Origin of the sequence: Ferrovibrio sp., assembly GCF_019636075.1 — a bacterium.
In the GTDB taxonomy this organism is placed as follows: Bacteria; Pseudomonadota; Alphaproteobacteria; order Ferrovibrionales; family Ferrovibrionaceae; genus Ferrovibrio.
On the sequence record NZ_JAHBYG010000003.1, the window covers coordinates 69,253 to 91,292 of the forward strand.

At 62.6% G+C, this 22,040-nt stretch carries 21 protein-coding genes, 1 tRNA gene and 1 riboswitch; of the genes, 6 read left to right on the top strand and 16 right to left on the bottom strand.

Going from position 1 to position 22,040, the window contains the following annotated elements:
- Positions 1-12: 12 nt before the first annotated feature.
- Both KF827_RS02440 and KF827_RS02445 read right to left on the bottom strand, forming a co-directional pair.
- The gene (locus KF827_RS02440) at positions 13-462 is read right to left on the bottom strand and encodes a thermonuclease family protein (RefSeq protein ID WP_290999417.1); all 450 of its coding nucleotides are present in this window, start codon (positions 460-462) and stop codon (positions 13-15) included.
- A gap of 147 nt (positions 463-609) precedes the next feature.
- The gene (locus tag KF827_RS02445; protein ID WP_290999420.1) at positions 610-2,142 is read right to left on the bottom strand and encodes a YifB family Mg chelatase-like AAA ATPase; all 1,533 of its coding nucleotides are present in this window, start codon (positions 2,140-2,142) and stop codon (positions 610-612) included.
- A gap of 162 nt (positions 2,143-2,304) precedes the next feature.
- A riboswitch (yybP-ykoY riboswitch) is annotated at positions 2,305-2,481 on the top strand.
- A 96-nt stretch (positions 2,482-2,577) separates the two neighbouring features.
- Here KF827_RS02445 and KF827_RS02450 point away from each other — a divergent pair.
- Positions 2,578-3,153, top strand: a complete 576-nt coding sequence (locus tag KF827_RS02450; protein WP_290999662.1) for a TMEM165/GDT1 family protein — start codon at positions 2,578-2,580, stop codon at positions 3,151-3,153.
- Positions 3,154-3,156: 3 nt separating this feature from the next.
- Here KF827_RS02450 and KF827_RS02455 read toward each other — a convergent pair whose 3' ends face one another.
- The 8 genes from KF827_RS02455 to KF827_RS02490 form a co-directional block, all read right to left on the bottom strand.
- Complete coding sequence (locus KF827_RS02455; protein ID WP_290999423.1) at positions 3,157-4,422, bottom strand: MFS transporter; 1,266 nt, start codon at positions 4,420-4,422, stop codon at positions 3,157-3,159.
- Positions 4,423-4,506: 84 nt separating this feature from the next.
- A complete protein-coding gene (locus KF827_RS02460) occupies positions 4,507-6,525 on the bottom strand; it encodes a glycosyltransferase family 41 protein (RefSeq protein ID WP_290999426.1) in 2,019 nt (672 codons plus the stop codon).
- Between the two features lie 4 nt (positions 6,526-6,529).
- Entirely contained in the window at positions 6,530-7,675 is a 1,146-nt protein-coding gene (locus KF827_RS02465; protein ID WP_290999429.1) for a hypothetical protein, read from the bottom strand.
- The gene (locus KF827_RS02470) at positions 7,676-8,422 is read right to left on the bottom strand and encodes a class I SAM-dependent methyltransferase (RefSeq protein ID WP_290999432.1); all 747 of its coding nucleotides are present in this window, start codon (positions 8,420-8,422) and stop codon (positions 7,676-7,678) included.
- Positions 8,423-8,472: 50 nt separating this feature from the next.
- The gene (locus KF827_RS02475) at positions 8,473-10,017 is read right to left on the bottom strand and encodes a hypothetical protein (RefSeq protein ID WP_290999435.1); all 1,545 of its coding nucleotides are present in this window, start codon (positions 10,015-10,017) and stop codon (positions 8,473-8,475) included.
- A complete protein-coding gene (locus KF827_RS02480; RefSeq protein ID WP_290999438.1) occupies positions 10,014-10,799 on the bottom strand; it encodes an alpha/beta hydrolase in 786 nt (261 codons plus the stop codon). The genes KF827_RS02475 and KF827_RS02480 overlap by 4 nt, the downstream gene beginning before the upstream one ends.
- A 279-nt stretch (positions 10,800-11,078) precedes the next feature.
- Complete coding sequence (locus KF827_RS02485) at positions 11,079-11,831, bottom strand: TylF/MycF/NovP-related O-methyltransferase (RefSeq protein ID WP_290999441.1); 753 nt, start codon at positions 11,829-11,831, stop codon at positions 11,079-11,081.
- Between the two features lie 122 nt (positions 11,832-11,953).
- Positions 11,954-12,028: transfer RNA gene (locus KF827_RS02490), tRNA-Val, on the bottom strand.
- A 179-nt stretch (positions 12,029-12,207) separates the two neighbouring features.
- On the opposite strand from KF827_RS02490, the gene KF827_RS02495 reads away from it, so the two are divergent.
- Positions 12,208-13,116, top strand: a complete 909-nt coding sequence (locus KF827_RS02495) for an N-formylglutamate amidohydrolase (RefSeq protein WP_290999444.1) — start codon at positions 12,208-12,210, stop codon at positions 13,114-13,116.
- Here the strand turns inward: KF827_RS02495 and KF827_RS02500 are convergent.
- Complete coding sequence (locus KF827_RS02500) at positions 13,113-13,580, bottom strand: Lrp/AsnC family transcriptional regulator (RefSeq protein WP_290999447.1); 468 nt, start codon at positions 13,578-13,580, stop codon at positions 13,113-13,115. The genes KF827_RS02495 and KF827_RS02500 overlap by 4 nt on opposite strands.
- Positions 13,581-13,707: 127 nt before the next feature.
- Between KF827_RS02500 and phhA the strand changes: the two genes are divergently transcribed.
- From phhA to queG, 4 genes are all read left to right on the top strand, one after another.
- Positions 13,708-14,574: a phenylalanine 4-monooxygenase gene (gene phhA, locus KF827_RS02505; protein WP_290999450.1), complete on the top strand. Its 867-nt coding sequence runs from the start codon at positions 13,708-13,710 to the stop codon at positions 14,572-14,574.
- Positions 14,575-14,656: 82 nt separating this feature from the next.
- Entirely contained in the window at positions 14,657-15,325 is a 669-nt protein-coding gene (locus KF827_RS02510; protein WP_290999453.1) for a glutathione S-transferase family protein, read from the top strand.
- 27 nt (positions 15,326-15,352) lie between these two features.
- Positions 15,353-15,706 (top strand): RidA family protein, encoded by a 354-nt coding sequence (locus tag KF827_RS02515; protein WP_290999458.1) that lies wholly within the window; start codon positions 15,353-15,355, stop codon positions 15,704-15,706.
- A gap of 6 nt (positions 15,707-15,712) precedes the next feature.
- Positions 15,713-16,825, top strand: a complete 1,113-nt coding sequence (gene queG, locus KF827_RS02520; protein ID WP_290999461.1) for a tRNA epoxyqueuosine(34) reductase QueG — start codon at positions 15,713-15,715, stop codon at positions 16,823-16,825.
- 12 nt (positions 16,826-16,837) lie between these two features.
- Here the strand turns inward: queG and KF827_RS02525 are convergent, their stop codons facing one another.
- The 5 genes from KF827_RS02525 to KF827_RS02545 form a co-directional block, all read right to left on the bottom strand.
- Complete coding sequence (locus KF827_RS02525) at positions 16,838-17,251, bottom strand: DUF983 domain-containing protein (RefSeq protein ID WP_290999469.1); 414 nt, start codon at positions 17,249-17,251, stop codon at positions 16,838-16,840.
- Positions 17,248-18,234 (bottom strand): magnesium transporter CorA family protein, encoded by a 987-nt coding sequence (locus KF827_RS02530; RefSeq protein WP_290999472.1) that lies wholly within the window; start codon positions 18,232-18,234, stop codon positions 17,248-17,250. Before KF827_RS02530 ends, KF827_RS02525 begins: the two co-directional genes overlap by 4 nt.
- An 85-nt stretch (positions 18,235-18,319) precedes the next feature.
- A complete protein-coding gene (locus KF827_RS02535; RefSeq protein ID WP_290999476.1) occupies positions 18,320-19,369 on the bottom strand; it encodes a glycerophosphodiester phosphodiesterase in 1,050 nt (349 codons plus the stop codon).
- An 83-nt stretch (positions 19,370-19,452) separates the two neighbouring features.
- Entirely contained in the window at positions 19,453-20,637 is a 1,185-nt protein-coding gene (locus tag KF827_RS02540) for an ABC transporter substrate-binding protein (RefSeq protein ID WP_290999480.1), read from the bottom strand.
- A 170-nt stretch (positions 20,638-20,807) separates the two neighbouring features.
- The gene (locus tag KF827_RS02545) at positions 20,808-21,989 is read right to left on the bottom strand and encodes an ABC transporter substrate-binding protein (protein WP_290999483.1); all 1,182 of its coding nucleotides are present in this window, start codon (positions 21,987-21,989) and stop codon (positions 20,808-20,810) included.
- Positions 21,990-22,040: the final 51 nt, after the last annotated feature.

Sequence of the window (22,040 nt, forward strand, 5' to 3'; positions counted from 1 at the left end):
AGCAGAAGGCGGTTACGGGCACCAGGGCCGCTTGGTGCCCCCGTCATAGCGCCGCGCCAGGCCTTGCGCGATCAGGGTTTCGCCCAGATCGGATCTGCCATCGGCGCTTTGCACCCGGCCCACCACGCGGCGGCCGTATTTGTCATGGCTCAGATCGCGCAGTACCACCGGCTTGTTGCGCTCCAGCCAGTCGCTGGCCAGCTTCGTTGCAGCCTCGGCCGCCTCGCGCTCGGCGGTGCATTTGCTGCGCTTTTCCGGGGTATCGATGCCTTCCAGCCGCACCCGGGTGGTCACCCGCTGGTCCAGCCAGATCAATGCCACCACTTCCATCGTATCGCCATCGATCACGCGCGCTTGTTCCACGGCAACCGGGCCAGGCAACGGAGGTTCTGCGGCGGCTATCTGGCTGATCGGCAGCAAAGCCAAACCAAGAATAGACAATATGGATGTGGAATTATTCATAGATATACTTATACGGGTTTTATACGAACAAATAAACTATATATGTTCTTATAATTCCCTAAGGTTGCGCAAAGCAAGATAAATCCCTTTTCATGGGGATATTTCCCTGAATTTTACAGACAACAAGCGAGGCCGGTGCGGCGGGGTTCAGCCCTGGCGGAGCTGATTCGGCCGGCGATAGCTCAGCGCCTCGGCGATATGGGTGCGCTTCACGCCGGCGGCGGCTTCCAGGTCGGCCAGGGTGCGGGCCACACGCAAAACCCGGTGATAGCCGCGGGCGGTGAGGCGTAGATTGTCGGCGGCCTGGGTAAGCAAGGTTCGGCCCGGCGCATCGAGAGCAACCACGGCTTCCAGCAATTCGCCATCGGCTTCGGCATTGCTGCGCACCGGGGCGCCGCCCAGGCTTTGCCCGGCATAGCGCTGGCGCTGGATTTCGCGGGCGGCGGCCACGCGGCTTGCCACGGCCGCGCTGCCTTCGCGCGGCGGCGGCAGGGCCAGGTCGGCTGCCTCCACGGCGGGTACCTCGATATGCAGATCCATGCGATCCAGCAGCGGCCCGGATAGTTTGGATTGATAATCGGCGCCGCATTTCGGGGCACGGCTGCAGGCCTGGGCGGGGTCCGCCAGATAGCCGCAGCGGCAGGGATTCATCGCCGCCACCAACTGCACCCGCGCGGGATAGCTGACATGGGCATTGGCGCGCGCCACCACGGCGCGGCCGGTTTCCAGCGGCTGGCGCAGGGAATCCAGCACCTGGCGGGAAAATTCCGGCAGTTCATCCAAGAACAGCACGCCCAGATGCGCCAAGCTTACCTCGCCGGGCTTGGCGCGCAGGCCGCCGCCGATCAACGCCGCCATCGAGGCGGAATGATGCGGATTGCGAAACGGCCGCCGCCGGGTGAGCTTGCCATCGGGCAGTTGGCCTGCCAGCGATGCGATCATGCTGACCTCCAGAATCTCGGCCGGATCGAGCGGCGGCAGCAAGCCGGGCAGGCGCTGGGCCAGCATGGATTTGCCCGCGCCGGGCGGACCTACCATCAGCAGGTTATGTCCGCCGGCTGCTGCCACTTCCAGGGCGCGCTTGGCGGATTCCTGGCCCTTGATATCGCGCAGATCGGGCGCGGTCTCCTGGCTGTCTTCAGCCGCCAGCGGCTGCGGCGAAGGCAACACCTGGCTGCCCTTGAAATGGTTTATCAGGGCCAGCAGGTCGGGGGCTGCCAGCACATTGCCGCCGCCCGCCCAGGCCGCTTCACCGCCAGCAACTGCTGGGCAAATCAGTCCCTTGTCCATGGCGTTGGCGGCAATCGCTGCCGGCAGCACACCTGCCACCATGCCAACCGCGCCATCCAGCGCCAATTCTCCAAGAGCCACGTAGTCGTCCATGGCGTCTGAGGGCAGCACGCCCATGGCAGCCAGCAGGCCCAGCGCGATCGGCAGGTCGTAGTGGCTGCCTTCCTTGGGCAGGTCGGCTGGGGCAAGATTCACCACGATACGTTTGGGTGGCAGCGCCAGGCCGATAGCACCCAGCGCCGCCCGCACCCGCTCGCGGCTTTCCCCCACGGCTTTGTCAGGCAGGCCCACCAGGGTGAAGGCCGGCATGCCGGCAGCGATCTGTACCTGCACGTCCACGGGCAGCACATCGATGCCCTGGAAGGCCACGGTTTGAATCCGGGCAACCATCTATCGGCTTAGGGGAAAAGTTTTGTTCATATACATGCATAAGATGGTATGCGGCTGCAGCCCGTTGCCGCAAGCACCAGACTGGCATTTCTCAGCGGGTTGGCATTTCTCACCGGGTTGGTATTTCTGAACTGGCTTTTCCGGTGCAAGCGGTGTATCAACCCGCATCCCATTGGGGAGTAGCCGCCCGCAGCAAGCGGGGGGAGCGTCAACAGACTAGATCGGGCCAGCCAGCACTGGCAGATCTTGGCGCTTCCGGTCCGAAGCCCAGAATACAGCATTCTGCGCTTCGGAGATTGGCGAGACCTTTGGCGAGCTGCCGTCATCCGGGGTCGGATCGCGGCAGAGCGCCATTGCGTCCGTCAGGTCCGGCCCCCGATTGCGTGCCCCATGTTCGACTCCCTGCTACCCAATCACTTCATGACCGGCCATTTCATGAGTGGCGATGTGGCCAATTTCGCCACCGTCGCCGCTTTGGTGGCGGTTGCCGAGATCGGCGACAAGACCCAGCTACTCAGCCTGTTGCTGGTGGCGAAATTCCGCCGGCCCTGGACCATCATGGCCGGCATTCTGGCTGCAACCTTGCTCAATCATGCGCTGGCCGCCTGGGCTGGCCTGTGGCTGGAGCATTTCGTGAAACCGGAATATCTGCGCTGGGCCTTGGGCGTTTCCTTCATCGCCATGGCAGCATGGACCTTGAAGCCCGATACGCTGGATGAATCCGATGCGCCGGTGAAGGCCAGCCGCTTCGGCGCATTCACCGGCACGTTGGTGGCGTTCTTCCTGGCTGAGATCGGCGACAAGACCCAGGTGGCCACCACCGCGCTGGCCGCGAAATACAGTTCGCTCTGGATGGTGGCCAGTGCGTCCACTCTGGGCCTGATGCTGGCCAACGTGCCGGTTCTGCTGATGGGCGATGCCATCATGCGCCGCGTGCCGCTGGATCTGGTGCGCAAGATTGCCGCGCTGGCCTTTGCGGTGATCGGTGTGATTACGCTGATCGGCTGGTGATGATCAGGCGATGGCCGCCGCCAAACGCAGGCGGCGGCCACGCATCAGCAGCCAGGTCACGATACCCACATTCACCAGGTTCCAGGCGATGCCGTTGAGTAGAGCAACGCGATAGGAACCGGTGAGGTCGAAGATCGCGCCAGACATCCAGCCGCCGAAAGCCATGCCCACCAGGGTGGCCGATATCGCCAGGCTGACGCGGAAGCCTGCCTGCGCGGGTGGAAACATTTCGCGGATGATGAAGGCATAGCTGGGCACGATGCCGCCCTGCACCAGCCCGAAGATTGCCGAGATTACATAGAGCGATACCAGGCCGTCGAATGGCAGATACAGCGCCAAGGCCATGCCTTGCAGCGCGGCCCCCAACAGCAAGGTGGACAGGCCGCCGATGCGATCGAGAATCCAGCCCGAGGCGCTGCGGCTGATGATGCCGCAGGCCAGCATCAGGGCCAGCATTTCAGCGCCGCGCGCCGGGCCGTAACCCAGATCGACGCAATAGGCCACGATATGCACCTGCGGCATCGACATCGCCACGCAACAGCCCAGCCCCGCCACTACCAGCAGAGTTTGCAGCATGCGTGGCGACAGGTTGAGGCTATGCCCGCCCACCGATCCGGCTGCGGTTTGCAGCATCGGTTGCGGCGGCGGTTTGCGGCGCAGCAGCAGAGCCAGCGGCAGGATGATGCACAGGCAGATTGCGCCGATACCCAGATGGGTGGCGCGCCAGCCATACAGCGCGATGAAATGCTCGATCGCAGGCGGCCAGATCGCGCCGGCGAAATAATTGCCCGAGGCACATAGCCCGATGGCCAGGCCGCGCCTTTTCTGGAACCAGAAGGAAATGTCGGTCATCAGCGGCGCGAAGAAGGCCGAAGTGCCGAGCATGCCGATGAACAGGCCGAAAATCAGCATCAGCATGGTCATGCTGGTTGCCAATGCGGAAAGGAAATAGCCGGTTGCCAGCATCACGCAGCCCAGCATCAGCGGCACCACCACGCCAAAGCGATCAGCCAGCTTGCCCATCAGCACGGTGCCCGGCGCAAGGCCCAGCATCAGCAGGGTGAAAGGCAGCGAGGCGCTGCCGCGGTCGCTGCCGAATTCGGCCTGGATCGCCGGCATTGCCACAACGATGGACCACATGCCCACGCCGCCCACGGTGCCGATGGCCACATTGATGGCCAGGCGCAGCCAGGCATAGGATGAATCGATGGCGTCGGCTGCGGCGAAGCGATTCTGCGCAGCTTTGTCATTCGTGGCGCTGAGCGACACGGCTTATCCCTTCAGGGTGTTTCCTCTGGTGGCAGACTATGCGGGGCGCGCGCGGCTGGCAATCGGCGGATTGTAGCGATGCAATCAGGCCTGCAGGCCGAGGGATTCCAGGAAGAAGCGTTCGAATTCGCGCACCACGCGCGGGTCTTCATACAGCAGATGGTTGGCGGCCAGGATACGGCTTCGCAGATCGGCGCGGAAATCCGCATCCTGTGCTACCCGCAGGGCGATTGCCACGTAATCGGCGGCATCCCGTGCCACCGGTTCCATGATGCCCATGCGGCGATACATACCCTGGGTGTGGCGGCCGCGCTGCTGGTCGCTGGGCAGGGTCACCACCACCGCGCCCTGCGACAGCGCCTCCAGCGATGTGTTCATGCCGTTGAAATGCACGGTATCCAGCACAACATCGGCTGCTGCCAGCAGGCTAAGGAAATCCGGCCCATCCTGCGGCGGCACCACCGATACGCGGTTCATCACCTCAGGTCCGGCCTTTGCCATGCGCCGCAGGGTGAGATCCGACCAGGTTTGCGGCCCCTGGGCAATCAGCACCAGCCGGCCTTCCGGATCGCGGCGCAGGATGTCGATGGCGATATCGTCGAAATCCGGATGGATTTTGAACAGATGCTGCGGGCAGAGATAAATCCGGCCCTGCTGCGGCAGCGGCAACTCAGCGCGGCTCTTGCGCGGATTGGGATCGTCTGGCCGGTAGTAATAAGCCAGCGTGCCGAGATCGCGCAGCAGAAACAGCTTTTCGCTGTAATGCGCGGCGGCCTCGGGCAATTCGAACAGATCGTTGGAAATGAACCAATCCATGTTCGGTATGCCGGTGGTATCCGGATGGCCGAACGAAACGCATTGCACCGGCGCCAGCCGCGAAAAGGCCAGGAAATAGGTGTAGGGCTCCATGCCGATATCCTGGAAGAACAGGATATCCAGTTCCAGCGCGGCCACAGCCTCGCGCGCAGCCTGCAATTTCTTCGGCAGCATGATGTGGTGGTCGGCGGATTCGCGGATGAAACGGGCGATATCGTCGTCGATGGCCGGCTGTACGAAAATCGCGGTGCTTTCGAAGCGGCTTTTATCCAACTGCGCCAGGATGCCGCGCGTGGTCTTGCCGATGGAATGCCGGCGCAGGAATTGCGACAGGAAGCCGACCCGGATGCGTCGTGCGGGCGTGCCGAGACCAGGATGGCGCGGCCTGGCCACATGCGGCGCCTGCCAACGCAGGGCAGGGCAGGCTTTTTCATACAGCCGCCCGATCCGCGCATGCACATCGCGGTTGTTGCGGCCATGATAGGCCATGAAGAAGTTGGCAGTGAACACTTCATCTTCCGGCGCGCGCAACGGCGGCGTATCGGCCTCCAGCACGGCGATGGCGGCGAGCTGGCGCTGGCGTTCGGCCTCGATTTCGGCGCGGCCGGCCACGATAGGATTGACGGTGAGCGCCCGCATGAAACGCAATCCGGGCTGCGGATCGATGGCAATCGCACGATCCCACATCACGCGGGCATCCTCGATACGGCCTTGCAGGCGCAGCAAATTGGCCAGGCTGCTCATCGCCTTCACATGGCGGGGATCCAGCGCTGCGGCCTGACGGAAGGCGGCAATCGCGCCGCCGGGATCGACATTCTGCAAGGCCAGGCCGAGATTGAACCAGCCATCGGCATCCGGCGCGATGCGCAGCGCTTGGCGATAGGCCGCTTCCGCCTCGTCGCGCATATTCTTCTCGCGATAGGCATTGCCGAGATTCTTGTGCGCGGCAACGAAATTAGGGTCGATCTTGATGGCGCGCTGTTGCGCCGCGATGGCTTCGTCCACCCGGCCCAGCCGCAGCAAGGCGATGCCGTAATTGGCCCAAGGGGCCGCCATACCGGGTGCGGCTGCATCGGATACGGCCTGCACCACCTTGCCGATCAATTCGGCGGCGGCGGCGTAATCATTGCGCTGCAGTGCCAGGATGCCCAGATGGTGCCAGGCCTGGCCATGATGCGGCCAATTCTGCAGCAATGCGCGATAGGCGGCTTCGGCCTCGGCCAGCTTACCCTGGCTATGCAGTTGCAAGGCATTGCGGAAAGCGGCGGTTTCGGCATCTTCTGCCATCGACTTATTCCGCGTTGATGCGATACAGGGTGTCGAGCAGATCCCACAAAGGCGTGGCAGGCAGGCGACGCAGCGTATACCGCTCGGTGGCGCGCTCCCACACCGCATGGGAATGGCTCAGTCGAGACAATGAATCGCCCAGCTCCCAGAACAGTTGCTTGGCATTGCGCAGGAAGTCCATGAACGGCCGGGCTTCCTTCTTGCGTAGGAAGAGTTCGTCGAAGCATTCGCGATAGCGTTCAAGCTTGTCGTTCACCTGGCGCCAATGGCCGGATAGATCGGCATAGGCCAGCTTGCGCAGCTCGGCCATGTCTTTCAGCAATGCCGGATTGGCGCCATCGCGCGGCCGTGCCTCGCTGCCCAGCCAATCCAGCAGTTTCTGCCATTCGGCCCGCTGTTGGCTGAGTTCGCGGTCGTAGAAGATGATGCCCTTCCAGGAATACACGATCTCCGGCGCGCGGGTGATGTCGATGCCGAAGGTCTGCGCAATCGGCTTCATCGCCGCGGCGTCCTTGGCATCCCACAGAATCTGCGTCAGCCGCTCCACCGCGCTGGCTTCCACCTCGGCGCCTTCCGATGCGGCGAAGCGCGCCACCTTGGCCATCTTGTCGCGCACGAAAACCTTGATTGCATCCAGCTCGCCGGGCGGAAAGGCGAAATAGCCCTCATCCACTGCGATGCTTTCGATTTCCAGCTTGTCGCGCATCAGAAAGGGATCCAGCGAGGGCAGGCTGTCCAGCACATCCAGCACCGCGCGGTCGCGCCGGAAACCAGCCGGATCGCGCTTGCTCGACATGGCCAGTTGTTCGTCCAATGCCTGTTCCAGCTTGGCATCGGAAAGCAGGATGGTTTTGCCGCCTTCTTCCAGGTTGGCCTCGTTGAAGGGCAGATACAGCTTGGTCTGCACCGCGCGACTGTTTACCAGGCCATGCCGCTCATGAACCGGCGGCGCGTATTTCAGAATCACCAGCCGGTTGGCATTGCGGTTGGTGAAAAACGGTTGAAAGCCCTTCACCGGCCGGCTGGGGGCAGGGCGGCCCGGAAGATGCTCTTGATTGGCCAGCAATTCACGATGCTTGCGCTGCAGGTCGAACATGCGCGAAGAGCTTGCCCGCAGCAGGGCGCGCAAGGAATGATCGGAGATCGCCATCTACTTGATCAGCAGGCCCTGCCCGGTGGGCAGTTCCAGCACTTGATAGCCGCGTGCGGCAAACCAGGCATCCTCGGCTCGCTGCTGCTGGTAATAGAAATTCCAGCCGTAATCATCGAGCACCAGGATGGCGCCGGGCGTCATGCGGTCGAACAGGATTTCCAGGGCGCCGATTTCGGCCTCGGCGCTGTTCAGGTCGATATGCAGAAAGGCGATTTTTTCGGGCGCCACATCATGCAGCACGCCGGGCACGGCGCCGCGCGTGACGGTAACGTTGCTGAAATCCTTGAAGCGGTTCAGCACCTTCTCATACAGATCGGCACCATGCTCTTCCATGGCATGGTGCGGCATGCTCTCGTCATGCTCGAACAGATCGTAGAGATAATAGCGTTTGTCGGATTTATCGAAATCCAGGTATTCGCAGAGGATGCGCGCAGTGGTGCCCTTGTAGCAGGCGCATTCCACGAAATCGCCGTCGCGCTTCATGCCCTGCTGCGCAGCCCAGGCCAGCACCACCTGGCGCCACAGGATGGCGCGTTCGGTGGCTGTGCTGGCATGCTTGCGCACGGCATCCATCAGCTTCTGATTCTGCAGGAAACCGAGATTGCGGTTGAAGGTGAAGATGTTGTCGCCGGCATAGATGCCGCCATTGCGCACCTGTCGGATGGATTTGCGCATGCCATCGGCGAAGGCTTCTTCGTCCTTCAAACCGAAAAACACACCGACCATGTGGTTGGGCGATTCCATGCCAACACTTTCCGCTGCCTGGACCTGGCTTGCAAGAGTCAGATTTGATTTTAGGCGCCGTCCATCCAGTTTCGGTGCAGCGAGCCACGCCAGGCGCCGAAGGCCAGCACCGGCTTGCGCCAACCCGGCGGCCGGTCACGGGCGGGCAATGCCACCGATAATATCCGCGCATTGCCCAACCAGCCGCCGCCGCCTTGCTGGTGATTGAAGGCCTCCAGTGCGGATCGGTCGGCGGCCAGCAGCAGATAGGCGATATCTAGGCCATCCAGCAGCGGCAGCAGGCGTTCGGTGGCGGCGGCTTCCTCGCCGGGCGGCAGGGTGATACAGGCTAGGTCGAAGGCGCGGCCGCGCAAGGCGTTCAGCAGATCGGGCCGCCAGGCGGCGGTTTTCACATCCTCGCGGCCGGCAAAGGCGGCCAAGCGTTCGGCGCTGGCGGCTGCGGCCGGATCGGAATACAGCAGCAGGGCCTGGTCCAGCAATTCCGGCGGCAATGCCAGCGGCAGGCAGGCATCGCGGGCTTCGGCGATCAGGATACGGCGGATCGGCTTCACCGCGGCCTGCACGGCCAGCAGATCCAGCGCCAGTTTTTCCATCGCGGCCGCCGGGCGGGGATGGGTTTGCTGATCGGCCGGGCGGATCGAGACGCGGCTGTTGGCGGTTTTGTCGTCATCCTGCCGGGCGGCGGTATAGGCCACCACGCGGGCACGGCCTTCCGCAGCGGCGGCTTCCATCGCGGGCGTAAGCAGCCCGATGCGGCGCAGGCTGTCCAGCAAGGCTGGATCCAGCGGTGCCACGGCATTGATGTCGGTATTGTCGATCAACGACGCCGTGGTGGGCACGAAATCTATACCGCAGCTTTCGCATAGCGCACGCAGGCCGGCATTGAAGGCCACCACCAGGGCCTGGCGCTCTGGCAACTGCGCCGGCGCTGCGCCCAGGCAGGCCAGCCGGCCGCGTTGCAGCGGCTGGATATCACTGAACAGAATTTCATAGCGGCTGAGCCAGCGTCGCAGCAATTCCTGCCGCGCTTCGGCGTTCTGGCTGATGCGGCCGGTCATCTGATGCGGTTCGGCGGCCAGCGCCAGCAGCAGCGGCTTGGTATTGTCCAGCCGGCGCAGCGCGCGTTGCATGTTGCGGCGGGTTTCGCGGAATCCACGTTCAAGATGCAGCCAGGCCGGTGCTGCCTCGCCGATGAAGATCGGGAAGAAGCAGGATTTTTCGGCAAAGGCAAAAACCCGGCGGTTGCCGATCACGTTGATCCAGCCCGTTGCTTCGTCGCCATCGGTGGCATGATCCAGCAAGACGCTGCGCGGCAGGGCGGGGGCTGCCACCGGCAAGGTGACGCGCAGAAAATCGCCGAGTGCCAGTGCGGCTTCCGGCGACAGCGTGTTCGTGGAAATCGGCTCCGCCAAGGCATTCAGCGCTGTTTTGGCCGGCCATGAACTGAATAACCGCGTCAGTACGATTGCGGCTTCCGCATTTTCCCGCGCCACCAGATGCTGGCCGGCGCGCCGGGCTAGATCGGCGGCTAGATCGGCGGCCAGATCGGTTGCTTGATCGGCGGCATTGTGCGGTTTGCGTTTGGGCGCACTCATGTCAGCTCCGCGATGAAGCTGCGGATCGCGTCGGCACAGGCTTCCGGCTTTTCCACCAGCAGGGTGTGGCCGCAATCCTCGATGCGGCGGATGCTCACACGATCCGGATAAAGCCGACGCAGCAGATAGAGATCGAATTCATCCAGGCAGCAGGGCACGCGGATTTCGGCGGTGCGGGCAGGAAACAGCGGCTCGCTGCCGGTGAGCACCAGGCAGGGCATCTGCAATTCATCCAGCAGGCGATAATAATGCCGTTCGCCGATCACTTCGCCGGTTTCGCTCATGCCGAACATAGGTTCCGACAGGTCGGCCATCGCACGTATCGAGCGGCCCTCGCGGGCCATCTGGCGCATGGTGGCGCGCAAGGCCCATTGTTTAGAGCAGGTGAGCGGCGGATCGGCCAGCACCAGGGCTGAGATGTTCAAGCGTTGATCCAGCGCCGTGCGTAAGGCGATCAGCCCGCCCATCGATTCACCCACCAGCACCGCATCGCGGCCGCCGAAGCGGCGGCGCAGCAGGCTGGCGATTTCGCCGGCATATTCGGCCAGCGAATAATCCAGCGGGCGCTCCGAGCCGCCATGGCCCGGCAGGTCGCAGAAGGCGCGTTCGAAATCGGCATAGGCCGGCGCAATCGGCAGCAACGAATCCTTGTTGCGCAGGGCGCCATGCAGAAACAGCAGCAATGGCCGCTGATCCGCATCGGATGCCTCGCCGGCAAAATTGCGAAGCGTGATGGTGGTTTGCCTGCAGATCACGCGTTCGTCCTGCGCGTCTGGAATCATATATTCTTCTGCCGCCGTTGCGCCGCCGCGTGTTGCCGTCACCGGCTCGTCCCTCCGTTTTCCCGATCCGGCGCCAATGCGATGAATCGTGCCGATGCTGTGAAGCGCATCTGCACATGGCTGATGGGATCGTCACGCCGAAAAACCGGCGAATGGGTAAGAATTTTCGTTCGCTGCATTAACGCAGCAAAATCATCCGCTCGCATAGTAGCGGCGAGGGGATGAGCGCGCAACCGCGAATGGTGCGCGCAATGCTTGCAGATTTTTAATCGGCGGGCGTTATTTTATCAGCAGACCTTGGCCGGTGGGCAATTCCAGCACGTGATAGCCGCGTTTCGCAAACCAGGCATCTTCCGCCAGCTTTTGTGCGCGATAATTCAGCCAGCCGTAATCATCCAGCACCAGCATGGCGCCCGGCAGCATGCGGTCGAACAACAGCTCCAGCGCGCCGATTTCGGCATCGGCATTGTTGAGGTCGAGATGCATGAAGGCGATTTTCTCGGGCGCTGCTTCATGCAGCACGGCGGGCACAGCGCCGCGCGTGATGCGTACATTGGGGGTGTCGGCGAAACGTGCCTTCACCTGTTCATACAAGCCATCGCCATGTTCGGGCATGGCATGATGCGCCATGCTCTCGTCATGTTCGAACAGATCGTAGAGCCAGTAGGTCTTGTCGCGTTTGCCGAAATCCAGCGTATCGCAAAGGATGCGCGCGCTGGTGCCCTTGTAGCAGGCGCATTCCACGAAATCGCCATCCAGCCGCAGGCCCTGGCGCGCCGCCCAGGCCAGCACGGCATGGCGCCAGATCAGCGCCTTCTCCACGCGGGTTTCCGAATGCCGCCGCACCGCTTCGAAAAACGGCGTGTCGTCCAGGAAGCTCAGATTGCGGCCGAAGGTGAAGAGATTGTCGCCATAGAACACCCCGCCCATTTTGGCGGCTTCGGCGGCTTGCTGCAGGCCGGCGCCGAATTGGTCCTTCTCGGCGGGGTCGATGCCGAAGAAAATGCCGATTGTGTAGTTGGGCGCTGCCATGCCCGCAGTTTCCCCGCCTGGGCGATTCGGCGCAAGCCCAGCTTCTCCGGCGGAAGCCCAGGCACTCCGGCGGAAGCCCAGGCACTCCGGCGTAAAGCTGTGGTCGGAGGGAAAACGGCGCGTGGTGGGCGGTACAAGGATCGAACTTGTGACCCCTACCATGTCAAGGTAGTGCTCTACCGCTGAGCTAACCGCCCGTGACGCGCCGGCACCCCGTGTCAGGCGCTGTAAACGCCCGGGCGGATGTGCCCAAGTAATGTGCCTGGGCGAATGTGCCCAAGTAATGTGGCGGTGCTTTTATCGGCTGCGGCGGCGGTTGGCAAGCGTCTTGCCCTCGGGCCATACTCGATCCGCCCCGGACCCTAGAAGGCGAGCCATGTCTGCCGCACCGCAAAACACCAATTCCGCGCGTTATATCTCCCCGATCGAGCCGCCGATCCGGCTCAGCCTGCCCGAGGGGCCGCGTGGCGGTTTAGTGCTGTCTTCGCCCCATAGCGGCAATATCTATCCCGAGGAATTCCAGCGTCAGAGCAGGCTCGATCCGCTTACCCTGCGGCGTTCGGAGGGTGCCTTCGTCAACGAATTGTTGGGGGTGGGGCCCCAGCATGGCGCGCCTTTGCTGGAGGCGCTGTTTCCGCGTTCGTATTGCGACCCCAACCGGGAGGCTTACGAACTCGATCCGGGGATGTTTTCCGATCCGTTGCCGGCCCATGTGGTGACCCAGAGCGGCAAGCTGCGCTCCGGCCTGGGTACGATTGCCAAGGTTGTGGCGGGTGGCATGGAGATCTATGCCGGCAAGCTCACCTTCGCCGAGGCCGAGCGCCGGGTGGAAACCCTGTGGCGTCCCTATCACGATGCGCTGGCCGGCCTGATTGCCGAAGCCAGGCAGGCTGCCGGTGTGGCGTTGCTGCTGGATTGCCATTCCATGCCATCGGTGGGCGGTGCCAACATGCCCGATCAGGGCCAGCGCCGCGCCGATATGGTGCTGGGCGATTTCCATGGCACATCCTGCCCGCCGCAGCTTGTCGACCGCGTGGGAAGCTATCTGGAAAGCCGCGGCTTTTCAGTATTGCGCAACAAGCCTTATGCCGGCGGCTATATCACGCAGCATTACACCGATCGGGCCAATGGCGTGCACACATTGCAGATCGAGATCAACCGCGATCTTTATATGGACGAGCGCATCATCGCCCATTCCGCCGGCTTCGAGCGGGTGCGCGCGGCGATGAGCGGGATGATCGAATTGCTGGCCGGTTCGGCAACGCCGGAATTCCTGAAAGCCTAACCCGGCAGCGGCAATTCCGTTGTCTGCTTGATCCGGTGCAGCACGATGCTTGAACGCAGGCTGCGCATGCCAGGCAGCCGCAGCAGGGTGTGGCTCACGAAATCGGCAAAGGCAGCCAGATCGGCAGCCACGATGCGCAGGATGAAATCCGCTTCCCCGGTCACGGCATAACAATCCAGAATCTCTGGCCGTCGCGCTACCAGGGCCTCGAATTCCTGCACCACCGCCTCGGCATGGCGCTCCAGCGAGACCGCCGATATCGCCATCACGCTCAATCCCACCGCTTCCGGCCGCAGCAGCGTGGCATAGCCGGCAATCACCCCGGCCTCTTCCAGCTTGGCCAGCCGGCGACTGACCTGGCTGGGGCTGGCCGCCACCGCCTCGGCCAGAGTCAGGTTGCTGGCCCGGCCATTGCGCTGCAGGGCAGCCAGCAGGCGCCAATCGGCGCTATCCAGAGCTAACATGCAACTTTCTCCGCATAATTTCGATTATAATGCAATATAATTGCACAATTTAGCATAATCCTGCCTAAATCGACAGATAAATGCAGCCACATCGGCATATCCTGGCGAAAATATTCAGGAGGCTGCCATGTGCGCCCTGGTGCTCGATACCCCACAACCCGCCATCACGTTCCCCCAGCCGGTTCAGCGCTATGACGCCGAGGATCATGCGGTCTGGCGGCATCTGTTCCAGCGCCAGGCGCGCCTGGTGGCGGATCGGGCCTGTCCGGATTTTCTGCGTGGCTTGAAGCTGCTGGGGTTGAACGACAGCGGCATCCCGGATTTCGAGCGGCTGTCGGATCGTTTGGAAGCCGCCACCGGCTGGCGCCTGGCCTGCGTGGAGGGCTTTCTGCCGGATTCGGATTTTTTCCATCTGCTGGCTGCCCGGCGGTTTCCGGTCACCTGGTGGATCCGGCCCTGGGCCAAGCTGGACTACCTGCAGGAACCCGATGTGTTCCACGATCTGTTCGGCCATGTGCCGTTGCTGGCGCAGCCGGTTTTTGCCGATTATATGCAGGCTTTCGGCCAGGGCGGGCTGAAGGCCGAGCGGCTGGGCGCGCTGCATCGTCTGGCGCGGCTTTACTGGTACAGCGTGGAATTCGGCTTGATCCAGACCCCCGATGGCCCGCGCATCCATGGCGCCGGCATTCTGTCGTCGAAGGGTGAATCGGTATTCTGCCTGGATTCCCCTGCACCCAACCGGGTGGGGTTCGACCTGCGGCGCATCATGCGCACCCGCTATCGCATCGATACTTTCCAGAAGACCTATTTCGTAATCCGGGATTTCGAACAGCTTTTCGAGGCCACGCGGCCGGATTTCGCGCCGATCTACGCCGATCTGGAAGGCTTGCCGGATCTGGCGGCCAGCGATCTGCTGCCAGAGGATGTGGTGATCACACGCGGCAGCATGGATCGGGTGGCCGGCGGTTGGCTGGATGAGACGCCCGACACCTGATTTTCGCCGATCGGCATTTCCCGGCGGATTTTGGCGGCCTGAATCTTTTGCCTCACCCGGTGGTTAGGTAAACTGCGCCGCCATGCGCAAGCTGTATCATTTCTGGTTGTCGCCCTATTGCCGCAAGGTCCGCATTCTGCTCCGCGAGAAGGGGTTGGATTGCGAATTGGTGCTGGAAAAGGTCTGGGAGAGGCGGGAGGAATTCCTTGCCCTCAATCCGGCCGGGCTGGTGCCTGTGCTGGTGGAGCATGATGGCCGCCCGATCGTCGAAAGCCTGGCGATCTGCGAATATCTCGATGAGGTATATCCCAACAAGATGCTGATCGGCTTCGATCCGCCCGGCCGCGCCGAAACGCGGCGGCTGGTCAGCTGGTTCGATCTCAAATTCAGCCGTGAAGTCTCGGATGCGCTGATCTTTGAAAAAGTGCTGCGCCGTTTCATGGGCGGCGGCACCCCCGATAGCCGCAATATCCGCCTGGCGCATCAGAATCTGAAGCATCACCTGAACTACATCGGCTATCTGGCCGAGCGGCGCAAATGGCTGGCCGGCGATGATTTCAGCCTGGCCGATATCACCGCCGCCGCCCATGTAAGCTGCCTGGATTATCTGGGCGATGTGCCATGGGACGACCATCCGCCGGCCAAGGATTGGTATGCGCGGGTGAAGTCGCGCCCCAGCTTCCGGCCCTTGTTGGCCGATCATATTCCCGGCCTGCCGCCGCCGCGGCATTATGCCGACCTGGATTTCTGAACCGCCTTTCATCAGCAGGAGAGAATGATGAGCATCCGCCGCATCGAAGTGGGCCCCCGCATGTCGCAGGCCGTTGTGCATGGCAACGCCGTTTATCTGGCCGGCCAGGTGGCCGCAGATACCAGCGGCGACACCAACGCGCAGACCAAGCAGATCCTGGGGCAGATCGATGCTCTGCTGGCGGCTGCCGGCACCGACAAGACGCGCATTCTCTCGGCCACCATCTATCTGCCCGATATTGGCGACTTCGCCGCCATGAATGCGGCCTGGGATGCCTGGGTGCCCAAAGGCAATACGCCCGCGCGCGCCACTGTAGAAGCCCGGCTGGCGGCTCCGGCCTACAAGGTTGAGATTGCCGTCATCGCCGCTCTGTCCGACTGACCGGACTTGACTCTCGAGGCGCGCATCCGCGACCGCGCCCGGGCCGAAGGCTTTGATGCCATCGGCTTTGCCTCGGTTGCGGCCATCGGGCCCGAACTGGCCGAACGCCTCGATCGCTTCGTGGCGCTCGGCCACCACGGCAGCATGCATTGGCTGGCCGAGGGCGAACGCGCGCCGCGCCGTCGGCATCCCCATGCGCTTTGGCCCGCGGCCAAAAGCATTATCGCGCTGGGGCTGAATTACGGCCCCGATGAGAATCCGCTGCAGCGGCTGGGGCAACGCGATAACGCGGCGATCTCGGTTTACGCCCAGGGCCGCGATTATCACCTGGTGGTGAAAAAGAAGCTGAAGGCTTTGGGCGGCTGGCTGCAGCGCGAAAGCGGCGCCGAGCTGAAGGTATTCGTGGATACCGCACCGCTGATGGAAAAGCCGCTGGCTCAGGCGGCTGGTCTCGGCTGGCAGGGCAAGCATACCAACCTTGTGTCGCGCGATTTCGGCTCCTGGCTGTTTCTCGGCATCATCCTAACCACGGCGGATTTGCAGCCCGATGCGCCGGCAGCCGATCATTGCGGCCAATGCCGGGCCTGCCTGGATGCCTGCCCCACACAGGCCTTTCCAGCGCCCTACAGCCTGGATGCGCGGCGTTGCATTTCCTATCTCACCATCGAGCATGACGGCATCATCGCGCCGGAATTCCGCCAGGCGATCGGCAACCGCATCTATGGCTGTGATGATTGCTTGGCGGTCTGCCCCTGGAACAAATTCGCTAGCCTGGCCCATGAGGCCGAACTGCATGCACGCGAGGCGTTGCGGGCGCCGGCATTGAGCGAACTGGCACGGCTGGATGATGCAGCCTTCCGGGCCTTGTTCAGCGCCAGTCCGATCAAGCGGATCGGACGCGACCGTTTCATCCGCAATGTCTGTATCGGGCTTGGCAATAGCGGACAGATGGACGCCGTGCCGGGTTTACGCAGCCTGGCCGTGGATGAAGCGCCGCAGGTGCGTGCCATGGCGGCCTGGGCCTTGCGGCAATTGCTCGATGCGCAGGATTTCGCCGCCTTCGCCGCCGCGCGCCTGGCGGTGGAGGGCGATGTGGGGGTGCGCGCGGAGTTGCAGTAGGGATTGAAGCTGCTAATGCGGTTCGCTGCCGAAGCCATGCATGCGGCGGGCGAATTGCAGGCCGATCAACGCGCCCTTCACCCGTGGCAACAGCCACAGCGACAGGATCACCGTAAGCGGTAGCCACAGCACCATATGCAGCCATTCCGGCGGCTGATAATGCTGCTCCAGCAGCAGCATCAGCGGTACGATGATATGGGCCACGATGAAGATGGTGAAATAAGGCGGCGCATCATCGGCGCGGTGGCCATCCAATGCCAAGCCGCATTGCGTACAATGCGGCTGCACCTTCAGGTAACGGCCATAGATGGCGCCCTGGCCGCAACGCGGGCAGCGGCAGAACCAGCCGCGCCGCATGGCCAGCAGCATGTCGCGCTCCAGCCCGGTATCGTCGTAGGGATCGCTGATCTGCCGGGGCCGACTCACAGCCAGCCTTTCCGCTTGAACCACCAATAGGGCAGCACGGCCGACATGATCATCATCAGGATCGCCATCGGATAGCCGAAGGTCCAATCCAGTTCCGGCATGGAATGGAAATTCATGCCATAGATGCTGGCGATCAAGGTCGGCGGCAGGAACACGGTGGCGGCCACCGAGAAGATCTTGATGATCTTGGTCTGCTGGATGTTGATCAAGCCGAGCGTGGCATCCAGCAGGAAATTGCCCTTATGGGCCATGAAGGCCGATTGCTCCGACAGCGACTGCACGTCGCGCGACAGCGTTTTCAGCCATTGCCGGCTTTCCTTGGTGCCGCGCTGTTCGGCCAGATTGAGGCTGAGAAAGGCGACCAGGCGATTCAGCGTGACAAGGCTGTCGCGGATACGGGAGTTAAGGTCTTCGATGCGTCCCAGCCGGCGTACCGTGGCTTCCAGATCGGTGTCGGATTGTTCGGCGGTCTGGCCGTCGCGGCGATGACCGAACACCGTGCGCGAGGTTTCATCCAGGTCGCGGCCGGTCATTTCCAGCACGTCGGCGGCGCGATCGATGATGGCGTCCAGCAGGCCGCACAGGGTTGCATCGGGCGAGGCGCAGAGGCTCGGCGTGCGCTGGGCGCGGCTGACAAATGAGCGGAAGGCCTGCGGATCGGCATAGCGCAGGGTTACCAGCGCACGATGCGAGCGGATGAACGTGATCGGCGTGGTTTGCGGCAGCGGGGTTTCCGAATGGAACAGCACGCTAGCGGTCATGTAGCTGACATCGCCTTCGCGGTAGAGCCGGCTGGAGATTTCGATCTCCTGCATTTCCTCGCGGGTCGGCATATCCAGGCCCAGCAGGCCTTCCACCGCCTTTTCCTCGGCCGGGGTGGGCTCCATCAGGTCGAGCCACACCGCGCCCTCTGGCAACGCATCGCCGGGCGTGAGGTCCACTTTCTGCAAGAGGCTGCCCTGGGGCAGATAAGCCGTGATCATGGCGCGCCTTTTAGACCCGTTGCGGCGGGATGGGAACCCCGGAAATGCCGGGCGCGACGATTTTGCTCAAAGCCGGCCGGAATGGTCAGCGCAGAGCAACCGGACGTGGCGGCGGCAGGGGCATGCTCTTGGACCGTAGCACATTGCGCAACCGATCCGGGTAGTCGGTGATGATTCCATCCACGCCCATGTCGATCAGGCGGGCCATATCGGCGGGTTCGTTTACCGTCCAGGGGATTACTTGCAGGCCCAGTGTCTTGGCTTCGGCCAGGGCCTCTGACGAGACATTACGCCAGAACGGCGACCAGACCTTGCCGCCGGCGGCTTTCACCAGGCGGGGGGCCGAGCCGCCGTGGTCGTCTATATCCAGGCCGCCCAGCCAGGGGCTGGCACCGGGTTTGCCGCGCTCCAATGTATCGAAATTCGGGGTTTCCACGGTGAGCATCACCAAGGCGATCTCGGGCGCGATCCGCGCGGCGATGCGCAGCGTGCGCCAATCGAAACTCTGGATGGTGGTATATGCCGCCTGGCCCTGCTTGCGGATTTCCGCCACCAGGGCAGTGGCAAGCTGCTCCGGGCTGGCGGTGTCGTTGGGCTTCAGCGGCGAGAGCTTGGTTTCGATATTGAAGCGGATCGGCGGCAGATTCGGATGCGCCTGTGCGGCGCGGGCAGCCAGCGCGAATACCGCCGCCAGTTCCGGCATGCGCGTGCCGTCCACCGGCTGCTGTTCGGAAAAGCCCTTGCCGTAGCGATGGTCGGGATTGAGCCGGCCAACATCGTAGCGTTGCAGATCGGCCAGGCTGAGGCTGCGGATAGCCGGCCCCGGTTCGGCGAGAAAGCTGCCATCGGGTTTGCGCGTAACCGTGGGCAGCAGCACCGGATCATGGCCCACAACCAGTTTGTCGTCTGCGGTGAGGTTGATATCCAGTTCCAGCGTGGTGACGCCCAGGCCAAGCGCCGTGGCGAAGGCAGGCAGGGTGTTTTCCGGCGCTAGCCCGCGGGCGCCGCGATGGCCTTGTAGGTCGAAGGTCGCCTGGGTGGGGACTGCCTGGGCAGAGGCAGATTGTGCAGAGGCAGGCTGGGCAGAACTCACGGCAAAGCCGGCGCATATGGCGAGGACGGATAAAACACGCATGGCAGGCTCCAGATAAATTCACGCCCCCGGAGGATATCCGGGGGCGCCACCCTAACAGGGATTTGTGACGATAGCGGGTCGGTTCAACTGCCCAAATGGATTGGGCCGTCGATCAGGATGAACTTGGCCTTCTGCACCTGGAACAGGAAGGAGGAATTCGAACCCTGGCGTTTCTGAGGCCCGAAATCCACCACCGGCCCACCGAAGATATCGCGATAGCCTTTGATCGATTCCATGCCGGCTATGAACTTGTCGGTTGTCAGATCCTTGCCGGCGCGTTCGATGCCGATGGCGATCATGTCGGCAAGGGCATAGCCATAGACCGAGCCGATATTGATTTCGGCGTTATACTTGGCCTTGTACTTGTCCATCCACGCGACAAGATGCGCAGGCGCGGTGTCGCGATAGGGCAGGATGGTGCCGGCCATGGTGTAGAAGCCTTCCGTTACACCGCCGGGCGCGCTGGCCACGATCTGGTCGTAGGAAGCCGACTGGCCGATGAAATCCACATCCATCCAGCCCATCTTGCGCGCCGTGGCATAAGGCACGATGGCATCGCGTACGATCGAGCCCGAGGCGATCAGGTCGCATCCGGCAGAGCGCAGCTTGGCGATTTGCGCGGTGAAGTCGGTATCGGCCGGTTTGTTGGTGGCGGTTTCCACCAGGGCGATTTTCATCGCCTGGGTCTGGTCGCGTGCCGCCTGGAAGATTTCCTGGCCGAAATCGGTGTCCTGATACAGCGAGCAGATTTTCTGCTTGCCCTTCTTTTCCACCATCCATTTGATGCCGATGCGCATCTGTTCGTAATAGGTGGAGCCGGAGGCGAATTTCAGCCGATGCATCGGCTCGTGCATCTGGCGCGCAGCAGTGAGCGGAAACATGTTGGGCACATTGGCCTTCAACTGGTCGGCCATCACCGCATTGTTCATCGGTGTGCCAAGCGAGCCAGCCATCAGGAATACATTGTCGCGGTTGATCAGCTTGTTCACCGCCTGCACCGCGCGCGGCACCTGGTATTGACTGTCTTCCACGATCAGTCGCAATTTGCGGCCATGGATGCCGCCGGCCTCGTTGATCTCGTCGAACCGCATGCGGATGGCGTTGGATGAGGTGACGCCATAGCTGGCGGCAGGGCCAGACAGATCGGTATGCATGCCGATCAGCACTTCGGTTTTGCTTACTCCGCGCACCTTCTGCGCCTGAGCTTGGGTCATCGGCAGCGCAACCAATGCCGCCGCACTCAACAGAATGATCCTGGACATTGTCATGATACCCCGGCCTCCCGTTTTGTGTTGTTGCCACTTTTCCTGGTGTGGTGGGGAAATACTATCCTGCTTCCGGCCAGGCGGCAGCAGGATTCTCCATCTCGCATCTGCGAAATAGAAAAGGCCCGCAGCGTCCGCCGCGGGCCTTCGCTTATGCAGGATAATGCGGCGGATCAGTAGTAGAGCGGGCCCTCAACCAGCTGGAAGCGGCCGGACTTGATCTGCGACAGGAAGGTGGCCGTCGAACCCTGGTGCTGGGTCTTGGAGAAAGTCAGCACCGGGCCGCCGAAGATATCGCGATAGCCCTGGATGCTTTCCAGCGCCGCCACGAACTTCTCGGTGGTGAGATCCTTACCGGCGCGATCCAGCGCGGTGACGATGATGTCGGCGGAAACCTGGCCATAGATGGCGCCGATATTGGGATCGGCGTTGTACTTGGCCTTGTAGGAATCCCACCAGGCAGCCACGGTGGGGTTGGCGGTGTCGCGGTAGGGCATGATGGTGCCCGCGCCGACATAGAGGCCTTCCGTTACGCCGCCGGGCGCGCTTGCCACGATCTGGTCGAAGCTGGCGGCCTGAGCCACGAAGTCCACATCGTTCCAGCCCATCTTGCGCGCGGTGGCGTAAGGCAGGATGGCATCGCGCACGATGGCGCCGAGCGCGATCAGATCACAACCGGCCGAACGCAGCTTGGCTACCTGAGCGGTGAAATCCGTGTCGGTCGGCTTGTTGGTGGCGGTCTCGACCACGGTCATATTCATGGCCTTGGCCTGATCCTGCACGCCGTCCAGGATCTCCTTGCCGAAATCGGTGTCCTGATACAGCGAGCAGAGCTTCTTCTTGCCCTTCTTTTCGACCAGGTATTTCACGCCGGTGCGGATATGGTCGTAATAGGTGGAGTAGGACTGGAATTTCAGCGGATGATGCGGCGCGCTCATCGAACGCGCGGCGGTGAGCGGGAACAGATTGGGGATGTTGGCCTTGAATTGATCGGCGAACACCGCGTTGTTATGCGGGGTGCCCAAGGCGCCGGCCATGATGAAGATGCGGTCGCGGTTGATCAGCTTGTTCACCGCCTGCACGGCGCGCGGCACCTGATACTGGCTGTCTTCCACCACCAGCTTCAGCTTGCGGCCATGGATGCCGCCGGCTGCGTTCACTTCATCGAAGCGCAGGCGCAGCGCGTTGGACGAGGTGACGCCATAGCTGGCGGCCACGCTCGACAGATCGGTGTGCATGCCGATCACGATCTCATTCTTGCTGACGCCTTGCAGCTTCTGTGCATCCGCCTGGCCTGCAATGGCAAGGCCGGCAGCCACCGCTACGGCACCAATCAGTTTGTTTCCCTTATGCATAAGCTTTTCCTCCCGGGGTTAGCTTTTTCAGGTTCAGTGTTGCAACAAAAA

Excerpts from the sequence above, each read along its gene's own strand:
- KF827_RS02440 (WP_290999417.1), bottom strand. The coding sequence starts at position 462 with ATGAATAATTCCACATCCATATTGTCTATTCTTGGTTTGGCTTTGCTG.
- KF827_RS02445 (WP_290999420.1), bottom strand. The coding sequence starts at position 2,142 with ATGGTTGCCCGGATTCAAACCGTGGCCTTCCAGGGCATCGATGTGCTG.
- KF827_RS02450 (WP_290999662.1), top strand. The coding sequence starts at position 2,578 with ATGAGTGGCGATGTGGCCAATTTCGCCACCGTCGCCGCTTTGGTGGCG.
- KF827_RS02460 (WP_290999426.1), bottom strand. The coding sequence starts at position 6,525 with ATGGCAGAAGATGCCGAAACCGCCGCTTTCCGCAATGCCTTGCAACTG.
- KF827_RS02465 (WP_290999429.1), bottom strand. The coding sequence starts at position 7,675 with ATGGCGATCTCCGATCATTCCTTGCGCGCCCTGCTGCGGGCAAGCTCT.
- KF827_RS02470 (WP_290999432.1), bottom strand. The coding sequence starts at position 8,422 with ATGGAATCGCCCAACCACATGGTCGGTGTGTTTTTCGGTTTGAAGGAC.
- KF827_RS02475 (WP_290999435.1), bottom strand. The coding sequence starts at position 10,017 with ATGAGTGCGCCCAAACGCAAACCGCACAATGCCGCCGATCAAGCAACC.
- KF827_RS02480 (WP_290999438.1), bottom strand. The coding sequence starts at position 10,799 with ATGATTCCAGACGCGCAGGACGAACGCGTGATCTGCAGGCAAACCACC.
- KF827_RS02485 (WP_290999441.1), bottom strand. The coding sequence starts at position 11,831 with ATGGCAGCGCCCAACTACACAATCGGCATTTTCTTCGGCATCGACCCC.
- KF827_RS02495 (WP_290999444.1), top strand. The coding sequence starts at position 12,208 with ATGTCTGCCGCACCGCAAAACACCAATTCCGCGCGTTATATCTCCCCG.
- KF827_RS02500 (WP_290999447.1), bottom strand. The coding sequence starts at position 13,580 with ATGTTAGCTCTGGATAGCGCCGATTGGCGCCTGCTGGCTGCCCTGCAG.
- phhA (WP_290999450.1), top strand. The coding sequence starts at position 13,708 with ATGTGCGCCCTGGTGCTCGATACCCCACAACCCGCCATCACGTTCCCC.
- KF827_RS02510 (WP_290999453.1), top strand. The coding sequence starts at position 14,657 with ATGCGCAAGCTGTATCATTTCTGGTTGTCGCCCTATTGCCGCAAGGTC.
- KF827_RS02515 (WP_290999458.1), top strand. The coding sequence starts at position 15,353 with ATGAGCATCCGCCGCATCGAAGTGGGCCCCCGCATGTCGCAGGCCGTT.
- KF827_RS02530 (WP_290999472.1), bottom strand. The coding sequence starts at position 18,234 with ATGATCACGGCTTATCTGCCCCAGGGCAGCCTCTTGCAGAAAGTGGAC.
- KF827_RS02535 (WP_290999476.1), bottom strand. The coding sequence starts at position 19,369 with ATGCGTGTTTTATCCGTCCTCGCCATATGCGCCGGCTTTGCCGTGAGT.
- KF827_RS02540 (WP_290999480.1), bottom strand. The coding sequence starts at position 20,637 with ATGACAATGTCCAGGATCATTCTGTTGAGTGCGGCGGCATTGGTTGCG.
- KF827_RS02545 (WP_290999483.1), bottom strand. The coding sequence starts at position 21,989 with ATGCATAAGGGAAACAAACTGATTGGTGCCGTAGCGGTGGCTGCCGGC.